This window comes from Micromonospora parva (assembly GCF_040649675.1).
Classification (GTDB): Bacteria; Actinomycetota; Actinomycetes; order Mycobacteriales; family Micromonosporaceae; genus Micromonospora; species Micromonospora parva.
This window is the reverse complement of record NZ_JBEZFX010000010.1, coordinates 104,675-123,019: the sequence shown is the minus strand read 5'-3', so window position 1 is coordinate 123,019 and position 18,345 is coordinate 104,675. Positions and strand designations below refer to the sequence as shown.

Annotated in this window: 16 protein-coding genes; 8 read left to right on the top strand and 8 right to left on the bottom strand. The window is 68.8% G+C overall.

Going from position 1 to position 18,345, the window contains the following annotated elements; genetic code table 11:
- Positions 1 to 29 precede the first annotated feature (29 nt).
- From AB0C03_RS24645 to AB0C03_RS24630, 4 genes are all read left to right on the top strand, one after another.
- Positions 30 to 884, top strand: a complete 855-nt coding sequence (locus AB0C03_RS24645) for a carbohydrate ABC transporter permease (protein WP_245233584.1) — start codon at positions 30 to 32, stop codon at positions 882 to 884.
- On the top strand, positions 884 to 1,768 hold the full coding sequence (locus tag AB0C03_RS24640; RefSeq protein ID WP_030330592.1) for a carbohydrate ABC transporter permease: 885 nt from the start codon (positions 884 to 886) through the stop codon (positions 1,766 to 1,768). The genes AB0C03_RS24645 and AB0C03_RS24640 overlap by 1 nt, the downstream gene beginning before the upstream one ends.
- A gap of 81 nt (positions 1,769 to 1,849) precedes the next feature.
- Positions 1,850 to 3,577, top strand: a complete 1,728-nt coding sequence (locus AB0C03_RS24635; RefSeq protein ID WP_030330589.1) for an IlvD/Edd family dehydratase — start codon at positions 1,850 to 1,852, stop codon at positions 3,575 to 3,577.
- A gap of 112 nt (positions 3,578 to 3,689) precedes the next feature.
- Positions 3,690 to 4,682, top strand: coding sequence for a LacI family DNA-binding transcriptional regulator (locus AB0C03_RS24630; protein WP_030330588.1), 993 nt, complete (start codon positions 3,690 to 3,692; stop codon positions 4,680 to 4,682).
- A gap of 76 nt (positions 4,683 to 4,758) precedes the next feature.
- Here AB0C03_RS24630 and AB0C03_RS24625 read toward each other — a convergent pair whose 3' ends face one another.
- On the bottom strand, positions 4,759 to 6,459 hold the full coding sequence (locus tag AB0C03_RS24625; protein WP_357639046.1) for a cellulose binding domain-containing protein: 1,701 nt from the start codon (positions 6,457 to 6,459) through the stop codon (positions 4,759 to 4,761).
- Positions 6,460 to 6,635: 176 nt separating this feature from the next.
- Positions 6,636 to 7,571 (bottom strand): hypothetical protein, encoded by a 936-nt coding sequence (locus AB0C03_RS24620; RefSeq protein WP_210858004.1) that lies wholly within the window; start codon positions 7,569 to 7,571, stop codon positions 6,636 to 6,638.
- A gap of 264 nt (positions 7,572 to 7,835) precedes the next feature.
- Between AB0C03_RS24620 and AB0C03_RS24615 the strand changes: the two genes are divergently transcribed.
- Positions 7,836 to 8,669, top strand: coding sequence for an SAM-dependent methyltransferase (locus AB0C03_RS24615; protein WP_374224179.1), 834 nt, complete (start codon positions 7,836 to 7,838; stop codon positions 8,667 to 8,669).
- A gap of 6 nt (positions 8,670 to 8,675) precedes the next feature.
- On the opposite strand, the gene AB0C03_RS24610 is transcribed toward AB0C03_RS24615, so the two are convergent.
- The gene (locus tag AB0C03_RS24610; protein ID WP_210858003.1) at positions 8,676 to 9,386 is read right to left on the bottom strand and encodes a DNA alkylation repair protein; all 711 of its coding nucleotides are present in this window, start codon (positions 9,384 to 9,386) and stop codon (positions 8,676 to 8,678) included.
- Between the two features lie 264 nt (positions 9,387 to 9,650).
- Between AB0C03_RS24610 and AB0C03_RS24605 the strand changes: the two genes are divergently transcribed.
- Entirely contained in the window at positions 9,651 to 9,854 is a 204-nt protein-coding gene (locus AB0C03_RS24605) for a hypothetical protein (protein WP_030330579.1), read from the top strand.
- A 114-nt stretch (positions 9,855 to 9,968) separates the two neighbouring features.
- Here the strand turns inward: AB0C03_RS24605 and AB0C03_RS24600 are convergent, their stop codons facing one another.
- A complete protein-coding gene (locus tag AB0C03_RS24600; RefSeq protein WP_357639043.1) occupies positions 9,969 to 12,023 on the bottom strand; it encodes an N-acetylmuramoyl-L-alanine amidase in 2,055 nt (684 codons plus the stop codon).
- Positions 12,024 to 12,042: 19 nt separating this feature from the next.
- Entirely contained in the window at positions 12,043 to 13,485 is a 1,443-nt protein-coding gene (locus AB0C03_RS24595; protein WP_357639041.1) for an FG-GAP repeat domain-containing protein, read from the bottom strand.
- A gap of 245 nt (positions 13,486 to 13,730) precedes the next feature.
- Between AB0C03_RS24595 and AB0C03_RS24590 the strand changes: the two genes are divergently transcribed.
- Both AB0C03_RS24590 and AB0C03_RS24585 read left to right on the top strand, forming a co-directional pair.
- Complete coding sequence (locus AB0C03_RS24590) at positions 13,731 to 14,858, top strand: glycoside hydrolase family 183 protein (protein WP_357639039.1); 1,128 nt, start codon at positions 13,731 to 13,733, stop codon at positions 14,856 to 14,858.
- Positions 14,859 to 15,091: 233 nt separating this feature from the next.
- Positions 15,092 to 15,805, top strand: coding sequence for a GAF and ANTAR domain-containing protein (locus tag AB0C03_RS24585; protein ID WP_210864696.1), 714 nt, complete (start codon positions 15,092 to 15,094; stop codon positions 15,803 to 15,805).
- 61 nt (positions 15,806 to 15,866) lie between these two features.
- Here AB0C03_RS24585 and AB0C03_RS24580 read toward each other — a convergent pair whose 3' ends face one another.
- From AB0C03_RS24580 to AB0C03_RS24570, 3 genes are read right to left on the bottom strand one after another with little or no spacing between them, the layout of a single operon-like run.
- Complete coding sequence (locus AB0C03_RS24580) at positions 15,867 to 16,448, bottom strand: hemerythrin domain-containing protein (RefSeq protein WP_357639037.1); 582 nt, start codon at positions 16,446 to 16,448, stop codon at positions 15,867 to 15,869.
- Positions 16,441 to 17,655 (bottom strand): hypothetical protein, encoded by a 1,215-nt coding sequence (locus tag AB0C03_RS24575; RefSeq protein WP_030330572.1) that lies wholly within the window; start codon positions 17,653 to 17,655, stop codon positions 16,441 to 16,443. Before AB0C03_RS24575 ends, AB0C03_RS24580 begins: the two co-directional genes overlap by 8 nt.
- 35 nt (positions 17,656 to 17,690) lie before the next feature.
- Complete coding sequence (locus AB0C03_RS24570) at positions 17,691 to 18,260, bottom strand: STAS domain-containing protein (RefSeq protein ID WP_357639035.1); 570 nt, start codon at positions 18,258 to 18,260, stop codon at positions 17,691 to 17,693.
- Between the last annotated feature and the right edge of the window lie 85 nt (positions 18,261 to 18,345).

The window sequence follows — 18,345 nt, the reverse complement described above, 5'->3', positions numbered from 1 at the left end:
GTGGCAAGGTACACCTTCGCGAGCACCTGATGGGATGGCTCTTCGTCGGGCCGTTCGGGGTCGTGTTCCTGGCGTTCCTCATCGCGCCGCTGGCGTACGCGCTGTATCTCAGCCTCTTTCAGAAGAAGCTGATCGGCGGCACCAGCTTCGTCCTCTTCGACAACTACGTGAAGGCGTTCACCGACCCGAGCTTCCTGTCCGGGGCGTGGTTCGTCATCCGCTTCTCGCTCGTCTCGATCCCGGTGCAGATCATCATCGCGCTCGCGATGGCGCTCATCCTGGACTCGGTGACCACTCTGTTCGCCCGCTTCTCCCGCCTCATGATCTTTCTTCCGTACGCCATCCCGACGGTCATTGGCGCGGTGATGTGGGGCTTCCTCTACAGCCGGGGCTTCGGCCCGCTCACCGACATCTTCGGGCTCTTCGGCGCCACCGCTCCCGACTTCCTCGGCAGCGACCTGATCTTCTACGGGCTGCTCAACGTCGTCACCTGGCAGTGGGCCGGCTACTACATGATCATCCTGTACGCGGCCCTGCAGGGCGTCGATCCGACGCTCTACGAGGCGGCCCGGATGGACGGCGCCGGACGGTGGCAGATCGCGACGCGGATCAAGATCCCGCTGATCGCGCCGGCGCTGATCCTGATCCTGGTCTTCTCGCTCATCGGCACCCTGCAGTTCTTCAACGAACCGCAGATCCTGCGTTACCTCGCCGCGGGCACGATCGGCTCGGACTTCACCCCGAACATGTACGCGTACCAGCAGGCGTTCTCGCTCGCCAACTTCAACTACGGGTCCGCGATCTCCTTCGCCCTCGGCGGGATCGTGTTCATCTGCGTGTACGCCTTCCTGTTCTTCACCCGCAAGCGGAGGAGCTTCCTCTGATGACCGACCACAGCAGCCTCCGCGCCGGCGCCCGCCGACCGCAGCGCTATCTCCCGATGCAGATCCTGCTCGGCTTCCTGGTGATCTACTTCCTCGTACCGTTCTGGTGGGTCATCGTCAACAGCTCCAAGGACGCGCCCGGCCTGTTCGGCGGCGGCAACACCCTCTGGTTCACCGACCAGATCGACTACCTCGGCAACCTCAGGCAGCTCTTCACCTACGACGGCGGCATCTACCTGCGGTGGATCCTCAACTCCACCCTGTACGCCATCGCCGGCGGAGTCGGCGCCACGGTCCTCGCGGTCATGGCCGGCTACGGGTTCGCCAAGTACCGGTTCGCGGCCCGACGCTTCAGCTTCGCCGTCGTGCTCGGCGCGCTGATGGTGCCCGCCACCGCCCTGGTCATCCCGACCTTCATCATGTTCTCCCGGCTCGGCCTGACGAACACGGTCTGGGCGGTGATCCTCCCGTCGCTGCTCAACCCGTTCGGTGTCTACCTGATGCACGTGTACGCGCGCGACGCGGTTCCCGACGAGCTCCTGGACGCGGCGCGGGTCGACGGTGCGGGGGAGCTGCGGACGTTCTTCCAGATCGCCCTTCCACTGATGCGTCCCGCGGTGGTCACCGTGCTGCTGCTGTCGGCGGTGGCGTCCTGGAACAACTACTTCCTGCCCCTGGCCATGCTCTCCGACAACCGGCTCTTCCCGGTCACCGTGGGCCTCGGCCTCTGGCAGGGAATCGCGTCGGCGAACAACGCGGGAACCACCTCGCTGTGGAGCCTCATCATCCTGGGCTCCCTGGTGTCGGTGATCCCACTGATCATCGCGTTCTTCAGCCTCCAACGACACTGGCGCGGCGGCCTGTCCGTCGGAGGCCTCCGGTAGGCCACGCCACCAGCCAACGCACCACACGCGCATGGATCGCCGCACTGGACGCGGCCGGACGGATGACAGAGAGGTGTGCTGATGTCGACGACGAATCGACCGCTGCGCAGCGGGGAGTGGTTCGGTGCGGAGGGCCGCAACGGGTTCATCCACCGGTCCTGGATGCGCAATCAGGGTTTCGCGGACGACGTGTTCGACGGTCGCCCGGTGATCGGCATCGCCACCACCTGGTCGGAGCTGACGCCCTGCAACGCCCACCTGCGCGACCTGGCCGAATCGGTGAAGCGGGGGGTGTGGGAGAGCGGCGGCCTGCCGCTGGAGTTTCCGGCGATGAGCCTGGGCGAGCCGCTCATGCGACCCACGACCATGCTCTACCGCAACCTGCTGGCGATGGAGTTGGAGGAGTCGGTCCGCGCCAACCCGCTCGACGGGGTGGTCCTGCTCTCCGGCTGTGACAAGACCACCCCCGGTTTGCTGATGGGAGCGGCGAGCGTCGACCTGCCGACCCTGATGCTGACCGGCGGCCCGATGCTCAACGGCAAGTTCCGGGGTCAGGACATCGGCTCGGGCACCGTCGTGTGGCGCTTCACCGAGGAGATGCGGGCCGGCCGGATGACCGCTGCCGACTGCTCCGAGGCGGAGGTCGGCATGTCCCGCAGCCGGGGGCACTGTATGACCATGGGTACCGCCTCCACGATGGCCTGCGTGACAGAGGCGCTGGGCGTGCAACTGCCGGGGGCGGCCGCCGTGCCGGCGGTCGACTCGCGGCGGTACGCGCTCGCGCACGCTGCCGGACGCCGGATCGTCGCCATGGTCGAACAGGACCAACGGCTGTCCTCCGTGCTCACCAGGCAGGCATTCGAGAACGCGGTACGGGTCAACGCCGCGATCGGCGGCTCCACCAACGCGGTCGTCCACCTGCTCGCGATCGCCGGACGCCTCGGCGTCCCGCTGTCGTTGGCGGACTTCGACACACTCACCGCCGACGTGCCGATGCTCGTCAACCTGATGCCGTCGGGGGCGTACCTGATGGAGGACTTCGCCTACGCGGGCGGCCTGCCGGTGGTGATGAAGGAGTTGGCCCCGCTGCTGCACATGGATCACGTCACCGTCAGCGGCAGGAGCGTGGCGGAGAACGTCGACGGCGCCCAGTGCTGGAACCGGGACGTCATCGGCACCCTGGAGGAGCCGTTCCAGCCCGCCGGCTCGGGCACCGTGGTGCTGCGCGGGTCGCTCGCGCCGTCCGGTGCGGTGTTGAAGGTCTCCGCCGCCTCCGCGAACCTCCTCACGCACACCGGCCCGGCGCTGGTCTTCGACCGGATCGAGGAGTACGTCGCCGCCGCCGACGACCCGGACCTCGACGTCACCCCCGACACGGTGATCGTCGTCCGCAACGCCGGCCCACGGGGTTACCCCGGCTTCCCGGAGGTGGGCAACGTGCCCATGCCACGACGACTGCTCGCCGACGGCATCACGGACATGGTGCGGATCTCCGACGCCCGGATGAGCGGCACCGGCTACGGCACCTGCATCCTGCACGTGGCACCGGAGGCGTCAGTGGGTGGCCCGCTCGCGCTGGTCCGTACCGGTGACCTGATCTCCGTCGATGTCCCGACGCGCCGGCTGGATCTCCTGGTCGACGACGGGGAACTGGCCCAGCGCCGCGCCGCCTGGCAGCCTCCGCAGCCGGTGGCCGACCGGGGTTGGGTACGGCTGTACAGCGAGCACGTCCTGCAGGCCGACAGCGGCGCCGACCTCGACTTTCTCGTCGGTGGCAGCGGCAGCGCGGTGCCCCGTCACTCACACTGACGACCACGGACGGACGAGGTCCACGAGGAACTGATCCCATGGAAGAACGGACGGCCCGCCAGTGCGAGTTCACGCAAAGGCCGCTGTGACAGGGGCCGACCGGCCACCGGTCATGGCCGACGTCGCTCGCCTGGCGGGCGTGTCACACCAGACGGTTTCCCGGGTCATCAACGGGGCACCCAGCATCAGGCGCGAGACGCGGGAACGGGTCCTGGAGGCCATCCGTCGGCTCGACTACCGCCCCAACACGGCCGCCCGTGCGTTGGTGCGCGGGCGGTCCGGGATGATCGGCATCATCGGCACGGCCCGGACGCTGTTCGGCCCGACGAGCATCCACCGCAGCGTCGAGGACGCCGCCCGCGCGGCCGGCTACTTCGCCACCTCGGTGAGCCTTTCCGAGGTGACGGTACGGGCGCTCAGCGACGCCACCGAACACCTCATGCGCGTCGGCGTGGAGGGCGTCGTGATGATCGCCGGCAACGACGAGGCTCTCGAGGTGGTGCGGATGACGCGCTCGAGTGTCCCCTTCGTCGTGGTGGAGGGCGACCTGTCCCGGGCCAGCGTGACGGTCGGTGTCGACCAGGTGCTCGGTGCCCGGATGGCCACCGAGCACCTCCTCGACCTCGGGCACCGGGAGATCGTGCACGTGAGTGGCCCGCTCAACTGGGCCGAGGCCCGCGCCCGCCTCACGGGTTGGCGTCAGGCGATGAGCGCGGCGGGCCTGCGCCCGCCGGAGCCGGTCGAGGGCGACTGGCGGGCGCACAGCGGCTACGTCGCCGGGCTGCGGATCGGTGCGATGCGCGCGACCACCGCGGTGTTCGCCGCCAACGACCAGATGGCCATCGGCGTGCTGCGTGCGTTGCACGAGCGCGGCCGGCGGGTGCCGCACGACATCTCCGTCGTCGGATTCGACGACGTCCCCGAGGCGCCCTACCTCATCCCGCCGTTGACGACGGTCCAGCAGGATTTCGACGCTGTCGGTCGTCGGGCTATCACCGCTGTCACCCAGGCCATCGACGACACGGTGCCGCAGCGCCTACCGCTGGTCGTCCCCAAGCTCGTGGTGCGGCAGAGCACGGCGCCGCCGGCCGGGGCCGGCGGCTGACCTGGGTGGGCTACGCGATCGGGCGGGAGCCCCGGCGGATGACCGGGGCCCCCGGCGACGACGATGGTCCAGGTGCTCAGAGGGTGAACACCACAGTGGAGATGCTGCGCGCGCCGACGTTGATGGTGGCCTGACCGCCGTTGACGGTGGTCGGTTGGCTGGCCGCGTTGGCGTTCTGCGAGGTGAGGTAGTGCTCGGCCCGGGTGACGTTCTGCGGTGCCTGGATCACGGCGTTGTTGACCGCGCTGTTCGAGCGGTTCAGGATCACCAGGGTGATCTTCCCGTCGCCCTGGTAGGCGGTCACCTCCAGTGGCGAGGCCTTCGTGCTCTTGGTCAGGGCGACCCGCTGGTAGCCGGGACGCACGTACTTGGCGTACTGGGAGAAGGCGTACCCGCGCTTGAGGGGGGCGCCCGCGACGGTGCCGTACGCCGACTCGCCGTCACCGATGAAGGAGTAGTAGCGCTTGCCGTACCACCAGATGTAGGCGTTCCAGTTGGCCTCCATCGACTTGTGCACGGTGCGCATGATGTCGTCGAGCGTCTCGTTCCAGACCGCCGTGTTGGCGGGGTTGCCCCAGATGTTGGAGCCGCCCCCGTCGGCGGCGTGCAGGTTCCACTCGGTCATCCACACCGGCTTGTTGTGCTGCTCCGCCAGGGAGTACGGCCGCAGTCGGCCCGACTCCTCGGTGCCGTACAGGTGCCCGCCGATGTAGCCGATGTTGTTGCGGGCTGTCGCGTCGTTGAGGGTCGGGTCGGTGAAGGTGTAGTTCATGTTCACCGCTTCGGCGACCATCAGCTTGGTGTTCTGCACCCTCGCGCCCTGGTCGCGGACGAAGGTGCGTAGCTCGGTGCCGCTCCAGTCCATCGAGTCGTAGTCCGGGTGCCAGTCGGGCTCGTTCTGCACCGACGTGACGTCGACGGTCACGCCCTGGCCGCGCATGTACTGCACGTAGCTGTTCAGGTGGTTGGCGTAGTCGTCGTAGTAGTCGGTCTTCAGCTTGCCGCCGTTGACCCGACTGTTGTTCGTCTTCCACGCCGCCGGGGCGGTCCACGGCGAGGCGAGGATCTTCACGTTGGACCCGTACGACTTCGCCGTCTTCAACGAGTTCACGTGCGTGGCCCACTCGCTGGACACCGGTGACAGGCCGGTGCGCACGATGGACAACCCCAACTGGTTGGCGCCCATCCCGACCAGTGTCTGGGTGTCGGTTGTCGACCAGGCGCTGCCCCAGATGGACTGCGCGGCCCCGAAGCCGTCGACGGTCTGGTACCGGGTCGCGCTGTTCACCGTGATGTCGGCCGGCCCGTTCGGGGGTGGAGTTGTGGGCGGCGGGTCCGTCGGCGGGGGCGTGGTCGGCGTCGTGGCGCCGGTGCAGGCCACCCCGTTCACCGCGAAGGTGCTCGGATCGGGGTTGCTGCCGGTCCATGAGCCGTTGAAACCGAACGAGACCGTCCCGTTGGTCGGCAGGGCACCGTTGTAGTCGACATTCTTCGCGGTGACGGCGGCGCCGCTCTGGGTCACCGTCGCGTTCCACGCCTGCGTGACCGTCTGTCCGGCGTCGTAGCGCCAGGTCAGTGTCCAACCCGTCAGCGCGTCACCGAGATTGGTGATGGTGACGTTCGCGCCGAATCCGCCCTGCCACTGCGACGACACGCTGTAGTTCACCGAACAGCCGGCGGCCGCGGCACCCGCCGGCACCGCCACGGCGACCGCTGCCGACGCCAGCAGGACGGCGCCGGCCGACACCAGGGCGGTGTGTGTCACTCGTCTTCTCATGAGTCTCCTCCGGAAAAATGGTGGTGGTTTCCACGCCTCGGGAGGGCTCGTCTGCGGTGAGAATCAGCGACGGTCGGACGGTGGGGGGTTGGGAGCGCTCCCAGGTGCTGATCTCAGAAAGCTAATTCGTATAACGATTCCTGTCAATGCATCTGAGCCGGGGCCTGCGGGTGCCGTCACCGGCCGCAGGTCCTGCACTGCCCGCGTGTGCGCAGGTGGTAGTCGGTGGACGCGACGACCAGACCCAACCCCATGACGAGGTACGCCGAGATCGCCACCCACAGGAACGCGTCCGAGAACTCGCTGGGCGAGCCCGAGATCACCTGCGCCATCCCCATCCCGAAATAGGCCACGATGCCCGCGCCGAGCCCGAAGCCGGGCACCAGCAGCAGCGGTCGAGGAATCACGCGGCCCGCCACCAGCGGCACCCAACCGGGCCAGACCTCACCCCAGTGGTGCACCAGCGCCAGCGGCAGCAGCACTCCCGCCAGCACCAGCCCGATCTCCAGCCCGAGCACCGAGGCGTCCTGGTCGACGCTGTCGAATCCCACCACGAACTGGGCCGCGAACCGGGTCACGAGGCCACCCACCACGGCGTACGCGGCCCAGCGCGCCCACCGCGCGGACGTCGAGCGCCGCGCACCCGGCCGGACGGTCCGGCAGCAGTCCGGACAGTCGCCCCGGGTGCGCCGCTGGTAGCGCGCGGTGGACAGAGCGAGCAGGACCGCTCCGGTGACACAGCCGAGCCGGCTGGCGAACGCCGTCGGATCGAAGTACGGGCCGACGGTGAACAGCAGGAAGTCCACCAGCTCCGGCAGGAGGATCGCGGCCGCCGCGACGAGCGACCCGGCGACCGTCCAGGCGAGCCCCGCGAGCGCGGGCCGCCAGGTCGGCACCCACTCCAGGGCAACCGCCAGCCCGCCCGCCGCCGCGCACAACAGCACCGACCACCAGCCGGTGAAACCGAGCAGGTCCAGCCCCAGCCGTCCGAACTCCGGAGCCTCGCCGACCGTCCAGGCCAGACGTACGCCCCCGTATGCCACGGCCCAGCCGAGCACTGCGTACGTCAGACCGTGGACGCCCCGACCGCTGATTGGTGTCGATGCCGCCATGCACCCGATCCTTGCGGCGTCCGGTGGCGGGCGAACCCCGCTGGCAGGGGACCGCCCTCCCTCCCGGGAGGGACGGTGCTCAGCTGGACGGTGTGCGCCGTCCGCTCAGCGTGAGCGGGTCGCGCCGCAGGGTCTGCTGTGGAGCGACCGGTGTGGTGCGGATGTCCGACCTTCTATACCGTGGCACGGTCACGGGCGGTCACTTCCTCCACGTGGGCCGTCCCGGGGACACCGTCGCGTACGCATACATATGGGGGTTTCGTCGTGACCATGGAATCGTCGACGAGCGGCCGGCCCGAAGCCGGTGCGGCTGGCAGTCCGCAGAAGATCGACACGTCGGTGCCGCATTCGGCGCGGATCTGGAACTACTGGCTCGGTGGCAAGGACAATTTCGCTGTCGACCGCGAGGCCGGGGACCAGTACCGGCAGGTCTTCCCCGGCGTCGTCGACGTGGCCCGGGCCTCCCGGCAGTTCCTGGTCCGCTCGATCATGTTCCTCGCCGCCGATGCGGGCATCCGCCAGTTCCTCGACGTCGGCACCGGCCTGCCGACCGCCAACAACACCCACGAGGTGGCCCAACGGATCGCACCGGAGGCGCGGATCGTCTACGTCGACAGCGACCCGCTGGTGCTGGTGCACGCCCGTGCTCTGCTGGTGGGCACCGCCGAGGGCCGGACCGCCTACATCGACGGCGACCTGCACGACCCGGCCGCGGTGATCGCCGAGGCCGGCAAGACGCTCGACTTCGCACAGCCGATCGGCCTCATCCTCAGTGGGGTGATGGGCCACGTGCCCGACTACGAGACGGCCCGCTCGATCACCCGGCAGCTGGTGGCGGCGCTGCCGAGCGGCAGCTACCTCTCACTCAACGACGGCACGAGCCTGATCAGCGCCGAGATGCAGCAGGCGCAGGACGACTACAACGACAGCGGGGCGACTCCGTACACGCTGCGCTCGCCGGACCAGATCGCCGGCTTCTTCGACGGGCTGGAGCTGGTCGAGCCCGGCGTCGTGCCGTGCCCGCAGTGGCGACCCGACGACGCGGTCGACACGCCTGTCGACATCGACGCCTTCGGCGGGGTGGGCCGCAAGCGCTGACGCTGTCTAGACGGCGCCGGACAGGTACTCGCGACGACGCCGCGGTTCGAACTTCTCGATCGCGTACCGCAGCATGACCCGTGGCATCACCTGGTAGCGGCGGGCGAGGAACTCCTCCTCCGCCGCTCTGTCCCGGTTGCCCACCTCGCGCAGCATCCAGCCCACCGCCTTGCGGACGAGGTCGTGCGGGTCGTGCAGGAGCCGGTCCCCGAGTCGGAAGGTCCACTCGAAGTCACCGACCTTGATGAAGGCGAACGTCGCCATGATGGCGATGCGGCGGTCCCACACCAGGCTCGACCCGGCCAACCGGTCCAGAACGCTCCGGTCCCTGTCGATCAACCAGGGCCCGACGATGTACGGCGCTGACGAGTCCACCAGGTCCCAGTTGTTGATGTGGCGGGTGTTGGCCAGAACGGTGTCGAAGATCTGGCCGCGTTCCCGCTCGTCGCCAGTGCTGAACTTGCGGACCAGGATGAAGAGCGCGGTCAGCCGCTCCTCGTGCACGTCACCGCTGAGCAGCCGTGTCGTCTCGGCCAGCGCGAGGTCGCGCCAGTAGCGCGCGGCGACCTTGCGCTGCTCCGGCACGGAGACCCCGATGGCCCGGTCACCCTCGCCGTACCCACCGGCGACCATCTGCAGGAACCGGCTCGACGCCTCGGCTCGACGTGGGTCGGCGAGGCTGGCGAGTGCCCGGCGTACGTCGACGCTGGTGACCATGACCGTCAACGCTACCGGGGGTCAGCCCGCGCGGCGTAGGCGTCGGAGCATTCCGTTGAGGTCCTGGACGAACAGGTCGTGGCGGAAGAAGTGCCCACCGGCACCTCGCGCCACTACGGCGTCCGGTTTGGGTCGTAGCACCAACTGATGAGGCCGTTCTCGTTCCCCGTGTCGATGGCACGGCCGACATTCGGGGCCAGAGTGAATGCAGCGTCGTCGCGCGGTCGGCGGGGGTCCTGGCACCAAGGTCGAAAGAGGTCATCCGTGAGTGGGGAAGAGCAGCAGAACGGCAAGTGGGCGCCCTGGTGGATCTATGTCCTCGTCATCCTTGGCAGCAACTACGTCAAGCAGTACCTCGTTCAGGACCTGCCCGTGGCGGTCAACGCCGTGATCACCCTCGTGCTCGTCGGCACGCTCTTCCTGATCATCACCGTGGTGTATCGCAGCATGAGACGCGTCGACCGGTAGCGACGTGGAAGCGGGCGCGGTGGGGGTTCTTGTCCTGGAGGTGACCACCGATCAGCCGGCGCTGGCTGATCGACGCGGACGGGGGAACGTCGAACATGTGCGGTCTCCCTGGGGTCAGAGGGTGGTCTCGTTGGGCAGGCCGAAGAAGTCGTGCCATCTGGTGGCGCCGAGAAAGCTGGTGCCGGTGGACAGGCCGACGTGGACGTCGTTGAAGCTGCCCTTGGTGAAGGCGACGATGTCGTCCTTGCCGTCGCCGTTGTAGTCACCCAGGTAGGGGAACTCCCCGGGCAGGCAGAAGAGGTCGTTCCACTTGACCGTGGTGCCGACGAACGAGGTGCCGGTGGAGACGGCGGCGTAGACGTCGGCATCGGCGTTGCAGGTGAACGTGACGATGTCGTCGCGACCGTCGCCGTTGATGTCCCCGACGCGGGGTTGATCCGTCCCGACGGCGAACAAATCGTGCCAGGTCTGTGCCGCCCCGAACGAGGCTCCCGTGGACAGGGCGACGATGACGTCCGATGCCGATACCGGGCCCTGGGTGAAGGTGATGATGTCGTCGCGGCCGTCGCCGTTGACGTCACCGAGCGCCGGGTACTCACCGGCGATCGAGAAGTACTCGTGCCACTTGAGCGCTGTCCCGACGAACGACGAACCGGTGGACAGTGCGACGTACACGTCCCCGGCGGCGTCATGGGTGAAGGCGACGATGTCGTCGCGCCCGTCGCCGTTGACGTCCCCTACCGCGGCGACCTCGGAGTTCGGCGCGAACCAGTCATGCCACTTCGTGGCGCCGGCGAACGACGACCCGGTCGACAGCGCCACGTACACGTCGGCGAGCGAGCCGTGGGTGAACGCCACGATGTCGTCGCGGCCGTCGCCGTTGAAATCGCCCGACAGCAGCGTCTCGTCGTTGAGCCCGAAGAAGTCGTTCCACTTCACCGACGTCCCGGCGAACGAGGAGCCGGTGGACACCGACACGTACACGTCGTTGAGCGAGCCACGGGTGAACGCGACGATGTCGTCACGGCCGTCGCCGGTGAAGTCCGTCGGTGACCCCGCCAGGTACCGGCCGCCCGAGCCGCCGGCGTTGACCAGGGAGATGTAGTAGTTCCAGTTCCAGTTCGGACCGGGGTCGGTGTGATCGTTGCCGGGCATCTCGTTGTGGCCCCTGATCGCCGCGCGGGTCTTCGGCAGCCCGTACCTGTCACAGAGGTAGCGGGTCAGCGCGGCGGACGACCGGTACATGGCGTCGGTGAACCAGGCCGGGTTGTCCACGAACCCCTCGTGCTCGATGCCCACCGCGTACGGATTGGCCGAGCGTGCGTGGTACGCGGTGTCGCCCTCGCGCACCATCTGGGTGATCTCGCCGTTGCTCGATTTCACCACGTAGTGCGCGCTCACCCCCGCCGACGGGTTCTGGAACCAGCTCACCGTGCCGGCGTAGGACCCCTGCGTCACGTGCACCACCACAGTGGTGATTCGCGCCGACCGACCGACCTGGTAGTTGCCGGCGTAGGCGGGCACCCAGCGGGCGGGCGCGTACTCCGGGAGCGCCGCCGCGACGCTCGCCCCGGCGGTGCCCGCGGGGGCGACGCCCGCGTATCGGCCGAGGTCGGGTCGCAGTGGGTGCGCCGCGACAGGTACCGGGCCGGCGGCGATACCGGTACGCAGCAGGTCGTAGACATGGTCGGCGTAGAGCCGGGCGGTCGACGCGTCGACGGCGGCGCTGTACCGCGCCACCACCGGGTACCAGGCGGAGATCCGGTCGCGTGCGGCGCTGGTCATCCCCTCGGCGTCGGCCAGGTCGCGGAGCACCGCCGCACCGCCGCGGACGTTGGCGGAGGTGACCGAGCGCAGGCGGTCGACCGGTTCGCCAGTCAGCGTGGCCGCCCGCTCCAGGCTGTGCTGGGTGGGGTTGCTGACCAGGTGCATGACCCCGTACCCGTTGGCCTGGCTGGGCAGACCGCCGTGCCCGTCCAGGCGGGACTCCCCGTAGGCGACAGCGACCAGTAGGTCCCGGGGCACGTCGAACTCGGCGGCGGCCCGGGCGAAGTCAGCGGTGAGTGAGCCAGGGGCCGCGGGTCCGGCCGCGTCGGCCGGCGCGGCCGCGACCTGACCGGCCAGTGCCGCCGTCAGGAGGAGGGCGCACGTGCGCCTGGTCAGTCGCATGAGGTCTCCACTCCGTTGATCACAGCGTCGTCTCGCCGTTGAGGCCGAAGAAGTCGTGCCATTTGGTGGCGCCGAGGAAGCCGGTGCCGGTGGAGAGCGCGACGTGGACGTCGTTGGTGCCGCCCTTGGTGAAGACGACGAGGTCGTCGCGGCCGTCCCCGTTGGCGTCAGCCAGGTACGGGAACTCGCCGGCCAGGCAGAAGAAGTCGTGCCACTTCACTGTGGTCCCGGAGAAGCCGGTGCCGGTGGAGGTCGCGGCGTACACGTCGGCGTTGGGATCACAGGTGAAGGTGACGATGTCGTCCCTGCCGTCGCCGTTGACGTCACCGACGCGGGGTTGTTCGGCGCCGACGGCGAACAGGTCGTGCCACTTCTGCGCGGCGCCGAAGGAGCTGCCGTTCGACAGCGCGACGATGACATCGCTGGCGGTGGCCGGGCCCTGGGTGAAGGTGATGATGTCGTCCCTGCCGTCGCCGTTGACGTCACCGAGCGCGGGGAACTCGCCGAACGGGCTGAAGAACTCGTGCCACTTGAGGCCGGCGCCGAAGCCGGTCCCGGTGGAGACTGCGACGTACACGTCGCCGGCGGGGTTGTGGGTGAACGCCACGATGTCGTCGCGTCCGTCGCCGTTGACGTCGCCGACCGCGCCGATCTCCGCGCCGGGCGCGAACCAGTCGTGCCACTTCAGTCCGGCGCCGAACGACGTGCCGGTGGAGAGCGCGACGTAGACGTCGCCGGTGTTGCTGTGGGCGAAGGTGATGATGTCGTCCCTGCCGTCGCCGTTGACGTCGCCGGTGGTGGCGGTCTCGCCGCCGAGGGAGAAGAAGTCGTTCCACTTCGCCGAGGTGCCGGTGTAGGAACTGCCGGTGGACGTGCCCACGTAGACGTCGGCGAGAGCGTTCTGGGTGAAGGTGACGATGTCGTCCCGGCCGTCGCCGGTGACGTCGGTGGCGGATCCGCCGGCGATGGCGTGGGTGCGGGCCGCCTCGGTGAGCTGGGCGCGGGCGGTGATGGCCGCCTGGTCGTACCGGTCGGGGAAACCGGAGCGTTGGACGCACTGGGCGACCTGGCCGGCACTGTAACCGGGGTTGTCGCGGTCGCAGACGATGGCCCGGGTGACGTACTGGGTGCTGGCGTAGACCGGGTCCATGATCTGCTCCGGCGTGCCCCACCCGTAGTCCCAGCGTTGCTGGAACACCCCGAGCGACGACTTGTCGCCACACGGCAGGTTGTTCATGTGCGACTCGACCCAGCCCGCCTCGAACGCGGACAGCATCACCTTGTCGTTGGCGTTGTGGGCCCGGGCGACCCGATAGACGACCACTGTCACCGCCGGGTCGCGGTTGGCGGGGATGGAGGGGCAGGCCAGCGTGCCGACCGGGTCCGCGTGCGCCAGCGTGGCCGGGACCGTCGTGCCAGCGACGCCGAGGGCCGTCAGCAGGGCCAGGAGAGTACGTCTCACGCTGCTCCTCGTCGGGTCGGGGATGGTCAGCTGGTGGCGTCACCAGACCGCCGCTGACCGGGAACCGAATGCTGAGAGTTTCTTCAGGGCGATGATGGCTGTCAATCTTCTATGAAGAATTCCTTCAATGCATCGTTCAGGGCGGGCAGGTATTGACAGTGGCGATCGTCGGCGGGTTTACTCGCCCGCAACCGCTGTCCATCCACACGGCACGGCCGTAACGAGTGCGACAGGAAGGGGCAGCCATGGGGATACGTCGTCGCTCGGTGCTCGGCCACGCCGCCGCGATCGGGGCCGCCAGCGCGGTCGGTTCCGTCGGCGCGATCCTGGCCAGCGCCGCTCCGGCCCAGGCGGCGGTCTGGAAGAAGCGGCTGACCGGCGCGGACCTGGACACCAACAGCCGCTGGCGGGTGGCCGGCACCGATCTGGGCATCCCGTACGTGTTGGAGAACGGGTCGATCGGCTACCTCTTCGGCGACACCTTCGACACGCCGTGGCCCGAGGGCCCGCCCCTGCCGAACGACTGGCGTTCGCCGGTCATGTTGCGCTCCGCCGTCCACCCCGGCGCGCCGGGCGGAATCGTCTTCGACAGCGCCGCACGCGTCGCCGGCAACGGACGGGCACCGGAGCTGATGCACAACGGCCACCACGGCATCGGCATCGACGGTCTTCCCGAGGTGACCGTCATCCCCAACGACGGCATCAGCTTTCCGGAGACCGGTCGGCAGCTCATCTCCTACCTGAGCATCGAGAACTGGAACTCCGCCGGCCCGGCCGGGCCGCACTGGAAGTCGCGCTACGCGGGGCTGGCCTACTCCGACAACGGCAACGACTTCATCCGTACGCCGCTGAAGTGGTGGAACAGCCCGGACAACAAGGACCCGTTCCAGATGTGGACCATGCAACGCGACGGCGAGTACGTCTACGTCTTCTCGGTCCGGTCCGGGCGGCAGGACGGCCCGATGATGCTGCGACGCGTCCGGTGGGACCGGCTGTTCTACCCCGAGTCGTACGAGGGCTGGGGCTGGAACGGCACCAACTGGGGCTGGGGGAGACCCTGCACAGCCATCCTCACCGGCCGCTTCGGCGAACCGTCGGTGCGCCGGCTGGCTGACGGGACCTGGGTGATGTCGTACCTGAACTGCCAGAACGGGTGCCTGGTCACCCGCACCGCCGCCGGACCCGACCGGGCCTGGTCGACGGAGAAGATTCAGGTGACGAGCTGGCAGGAGCCCGCGCTCTACGGTGGGTTCATCCATCCCTGGTCGAGCCGGAACGCCAACGACCTGCATCTGATGGTCTCGAAATGGACCCGCACCCCGGACGGCCGCAGCACCGCCTACCACGTCAGCCAGTTCACCGGCACTGTGTGACGGGCCGTTTACCGACCGCCGTCGAGGCTCAGGGATGGGCTGCTCCGGCCCCCTGAGCTGACCGGCGCAGCCGTGGGCCGCCCGGGACTGAACGGGGTGTGAGCGGGTGATTCAACGGGTAGCACCAAGATTGCTGAGGACCGCCCGGAGCGGAGCTGCGTTGGGCACCTGACGAGGTGCCGGCCATGCCGGAACCCCCGTTCCGACGGATGCCGACCGAGGAGGGCACTGCGATGACGCAGCCGACGAAGGACCCCGCCGACGCGTTGGCCGAACTGGGCCGGGTCAGACTCGACGAGGTCAGCCTCGATGACGTGCTGCTTCGGATCGCCGAGCTCGCCAAAGGGAGCATTCCCGGGACGAGGGAGGTGACGGTCACCCTGGTACGGGGTCGGGTCGGTTGGACCGGGGCGTTCACCGGCGAGTTGGCCCGTCAGTTGGACGAGTGGCAGTACGAGCAGCACCGGGGCCCGTGCCTGGACGCCTCCGCCAGCGGTGACACCATCTCGGTGCCGGACATGGCCGCCGAGGAGCGCTGGCCGGCCTGGGCGGAGAGGGCTCGCGCCGCCGGCGTGCAGAGCTCTCTCTCGATCGGGCTTCCGATCCAGGGGTCGGTCGTCGGTGCGCTCAACGTCTACAGCGATTCGGTGGACGCGTTCGACCCATCCTCGATCGCCAGCGCCGAGGGCTTCGCCGCGTACGCGGCGGTGGCGCTGGCCAACGCCCACCTGTACGAGAACGCCGCCACGTTGGCGGCGCAGATGCAGGAGGCGATGCGGAATCGGGCGGTGATCGAGCAGGCCAAAGGGATCATCATGGGGGGACGGCGGTGCTCGGCGGAGGAGGCGTTCGCGCTGCTGTCCAAGATCTCCCAGGACACCAACCGGAAGGTGCGCGAGGTCGCGGAGGCGCTGGTCGCCCAGACGGTGGGTAACACCCGCGGGTGAGTATCGGCCGTTGCCGGCGGGCAGGGCCGCCCACACGGGGTGGGCGGCCCTGTCATCCCGGTCAGCTCTCCGAAGGCTTGCGCACCGCGTCGCGTACCCGGTCGATGACCGCCAGCACCGGGCCGGCGGCCAGGTTGCCCTTCGCCGACTGGGCGCTGGGATGTGGTCGGGTCGGCGCGGACGCCTCCGCCGCCCGAACGGCCGTGGCGAGGCTACGGAGCCGGTCGACCGGTACGTGCTGGCGTAGCTGGGGGAACTCGTAGCGCTCCTCGTGTCGGGCGTGCAGGAGCACCGCCTCGCGCAGCAGGACGATGCCGGTCTCGAAGCCGTCGGCGTCGACGCCACCCTCGATCAGGGTTTGCAGGGTCTCCTTCGCCTGCCGCTCCTCGTCGAGCCGGTCGTCGACCATCGCGTCACCGCCCCCGCCGGGCAGCGTCCGGGCGAGCGGGTGCACGACCTCCTCCTCGGCGGTCTCGTGCGCGGCGAGGAGCTTCACCAGGTCGTCGAAGGCGTCGCGCCGGGTGTCGCCGGTGCCGCCGATGACCAGCAGGAAGAGCTGCTCGATCTGGGCGTGCTGGGCGAGCAGCAGGTCGACCACGTCCTCCTCGGGGCCCGGCGTGGCCGAGGTGCCGGTCTCAGGCATGGCTGCCACCCTCGGAACGCAGCGCCTCGACCGGGTGCGGCCCCTCGGTCTCGATGCGGTACTCGTCGCCGAAGCGTTCCCGGTGCAGGTCGATGACCTGCTCGCTCGGCGGCTGCTGGCCGTCGTGCAGTTGCTGCTGCATCCACTCGAAACGCTCGTGGGCCTCGCGGACGTAGCCTTCGCCGAGCTTCGTCAGGTCCATCTGGGTGGCCAGCAGGTGACGCAGGTAGTCCTTGTTGGGCTCGAAGGTCAGCGGTTCGGGGAGGCCGGCGCTGCCGACGATCTCCTCGGGCTCCCGCCCGTCGTGGCGACGCAGGAGGTCGGCGGCCTGCTGCAGGTGGGCCAGCTCCATCTGCAGATGCAGCTCCCAGATCGCCTTGATCCGTGGGTCACTCTCCTGTTGCAGGAAGGAGTAGTACAGCCAGCACTCGTTGTACTCGTGGGTGAGCAGCCGCTCCCACCAGTTCTCGCCCGGGTCCAACAGCGACTCGTAGTGGGTGACGTGCTCCTGCTCGATCAGGCTGATCTCCTGGTAGAGCTGGCGCGCGATCGGCTCCATGTACTGCGGGCCGACGTTCATGTAGTAGAACATCACCTGCTGCTCGGCCGAGAGGATCGTCAGCGCGTGCAGCTTCGAGCGCGGGTCGACCGAGTTGCGGTCGTAGGGGGTGCGGATCTCGTCGAACGGGTGCCGGTGCTCCAACACCGTCGGCCGGCCCGGCATGACCTCGGTGAGCCCGTCGACGATCTTCTCCGCCTTACGACGCTCGACCATCTCGTAGAGATTGGCGTAGCGGTACAGATGGTCGAAGTCCTCCAGCACACCGAACTCGTACGCCTGCTTCAGGTAGGGATCGGGCTCGTGGCGGGCCACCCAGGCGGTGAGGTCGACGGCGACCTGCTCGTAGCCGAGCGTCGTCTCCAGCACGCTGGCGACACCGGGCAGCAGCCAGTTCACCACCCGCTGCTGCTGGCTCTCCACGTACCGGACATAGGCAAGTTGCCGACGGACCTCCTGGTCCGGACAGTTGCGGGCGAACTGGTGCTGGAAGTTGATCGCCTCCACCTCGATGCCGTTCATGGTGATGATCCGGCACCGGGTGTACGGGTCGACCGCCTCCGGATCGATCGGCTCGACGTTCAGCTCACGCCAGTTGCGGAGTTGGCTCTCGAGTGGAATTCCCTTGTGGTCCAGTGGATTGAACATGCGTCTCCTTGATCGGGGGAACTGTCGCCGCGCGTCTAGGGCTGGTCGGCGACGGACGGGCTGAGGGGCTGATGCGGCGGTGCGGCACGGCGGGGCGGCGGCGCGACGACGCCACTGATGCGAGCACCGGTCGGGGTCGACGTGTCATCACGTTCGAGATGCCGCAGCAATCGGGTCACGCCGAGGACACGGAGAACGAACGGCGAGGGATTGCGCAGCGTCAGCCGTCCCCCGGCCTGGGCGGCCAGTTGACCGGACCGGAGCAGCGCGCTGATGCCGTGGGCCCCGAGGAAGCGAACTGCCGACAGGTTCAGGGCGATCCGTGGTGTGGGGGCGCGGCACAGCTGCTCCACCAACTCGATGAGGAGGTGGGCGTTGCTCATGTCCATCTCGCCGACGACGCTGATCACACTGACCGGGCCGTCGTGGCTCATCGTCAGCGACAGGATCGGCTCGACCAGGACGGTGCCCTGATCATTCAGGACGTCAGGTGACACCGGTCGGGAAAGGGGGGTTTGGTCGATCACATGCTTTCTCCGCCCTCGACGAGGGTGGCCGACCTGCCGTGTGCGTGCACGAACAGGACTGACCACTGGAGGGCGCATGTCTTGACCCAACCGCCACCGTACCCGCCCCGAACGGTGGTAAACCAACTGGCCTCCGGCCGAGACGTCCGCCGACGACTCGCGG

Coding starts and splice junctions, on each gene's coding strand:
- AB0C03_RS24640 (WP_030330592.1), top strand. CDS start 884: ATGACCGACCACAGCAGCCTCCGCGCCGGCGCCCGCCGACCGCAGCGC.
- AB0C03_RS24585 (WP_210864696.1), top strand. CDS start 15,092: ATGACGCAGCCGACGAAGGACCCCGCCGACGCGTTGGCCGAACTGGGC.
- AB0C03_RS24570 (WP_357639035.1), bottom strand. CDS start 18,260: ATGCGCCCTCCAGTGGTCAGTCCTGTTCGTGCACGCACACGGCAGGTC.
- AB0C03_RS24645 (WP_245233584.1), top strand. CDS start 30: ATGGGATGGCTCTTCGTCGGGCCGTTCGGGGTCGTGTTCCTGGCGTTC.
- AB0C03_RS24610 (WP_210858003.1), bottom strand. CDS start 9,386: ATGGTCACCAGCGTCGACGTACGCCGGGCACTCGCCAGCCTCGCCGAC.
- AB0C03_RS24600 (WP_357639043.1), bottom strand. CDS start 12,023: ATGCGACTGACCAGGCGCACGTGCGCCCTCCTCCTGACGGCGGCACTG.
- AB0C03_RS24590 (WP_357639039.1), top strand. CDS start 13,731: ATGGGGATACGTCGTCGCTCGGTGCTCGGCCACGCCGCCGCGATCGGG.
- AB0C03_RS24620 (WP_210858004.1), bottom strand. CDS start 7,571: ATGGCGGCATCGACACCAATCAGCGGTCGGGGCGTCCACGGTCTGACG.
- AB0C03_RS24635 (WP_030330589.1), top strand. CDS start 1,850: ATGTCGACGACGAATCGACCGCTGCGCAGCGGGGAGTGGTTCGGTGCG.
- AB0C03_RS24575 (WP_030330572.1), bottom strand. CDS start 17,655: ATGTTCAATCCACTGGACCACAAGGGAATTCCACTCGAGAGCCAACTC.
- AB0C03_RS24580 (WP_357639037.1), bottom strand. CDS start 16,448: ATGCCTGAGACCGGCACCTCGGCCACGCCGGGCCCCGAGGAGGACGTG.
- AB0C03_RS24625 (WP_357639046.1), bottom strand. CDS start 6,459: ATGAGAAGACGAGTGACACACACCGCCCTGGTGTCGGCCGGCGCCGTC.
- AB0C03_RS24630 (WP_030330588.1), top strand. CDS start 3,690: ATGGCCGACGTCGCTCGCCTGGCGGGCGTGTCACACCAGACGGTTTCC.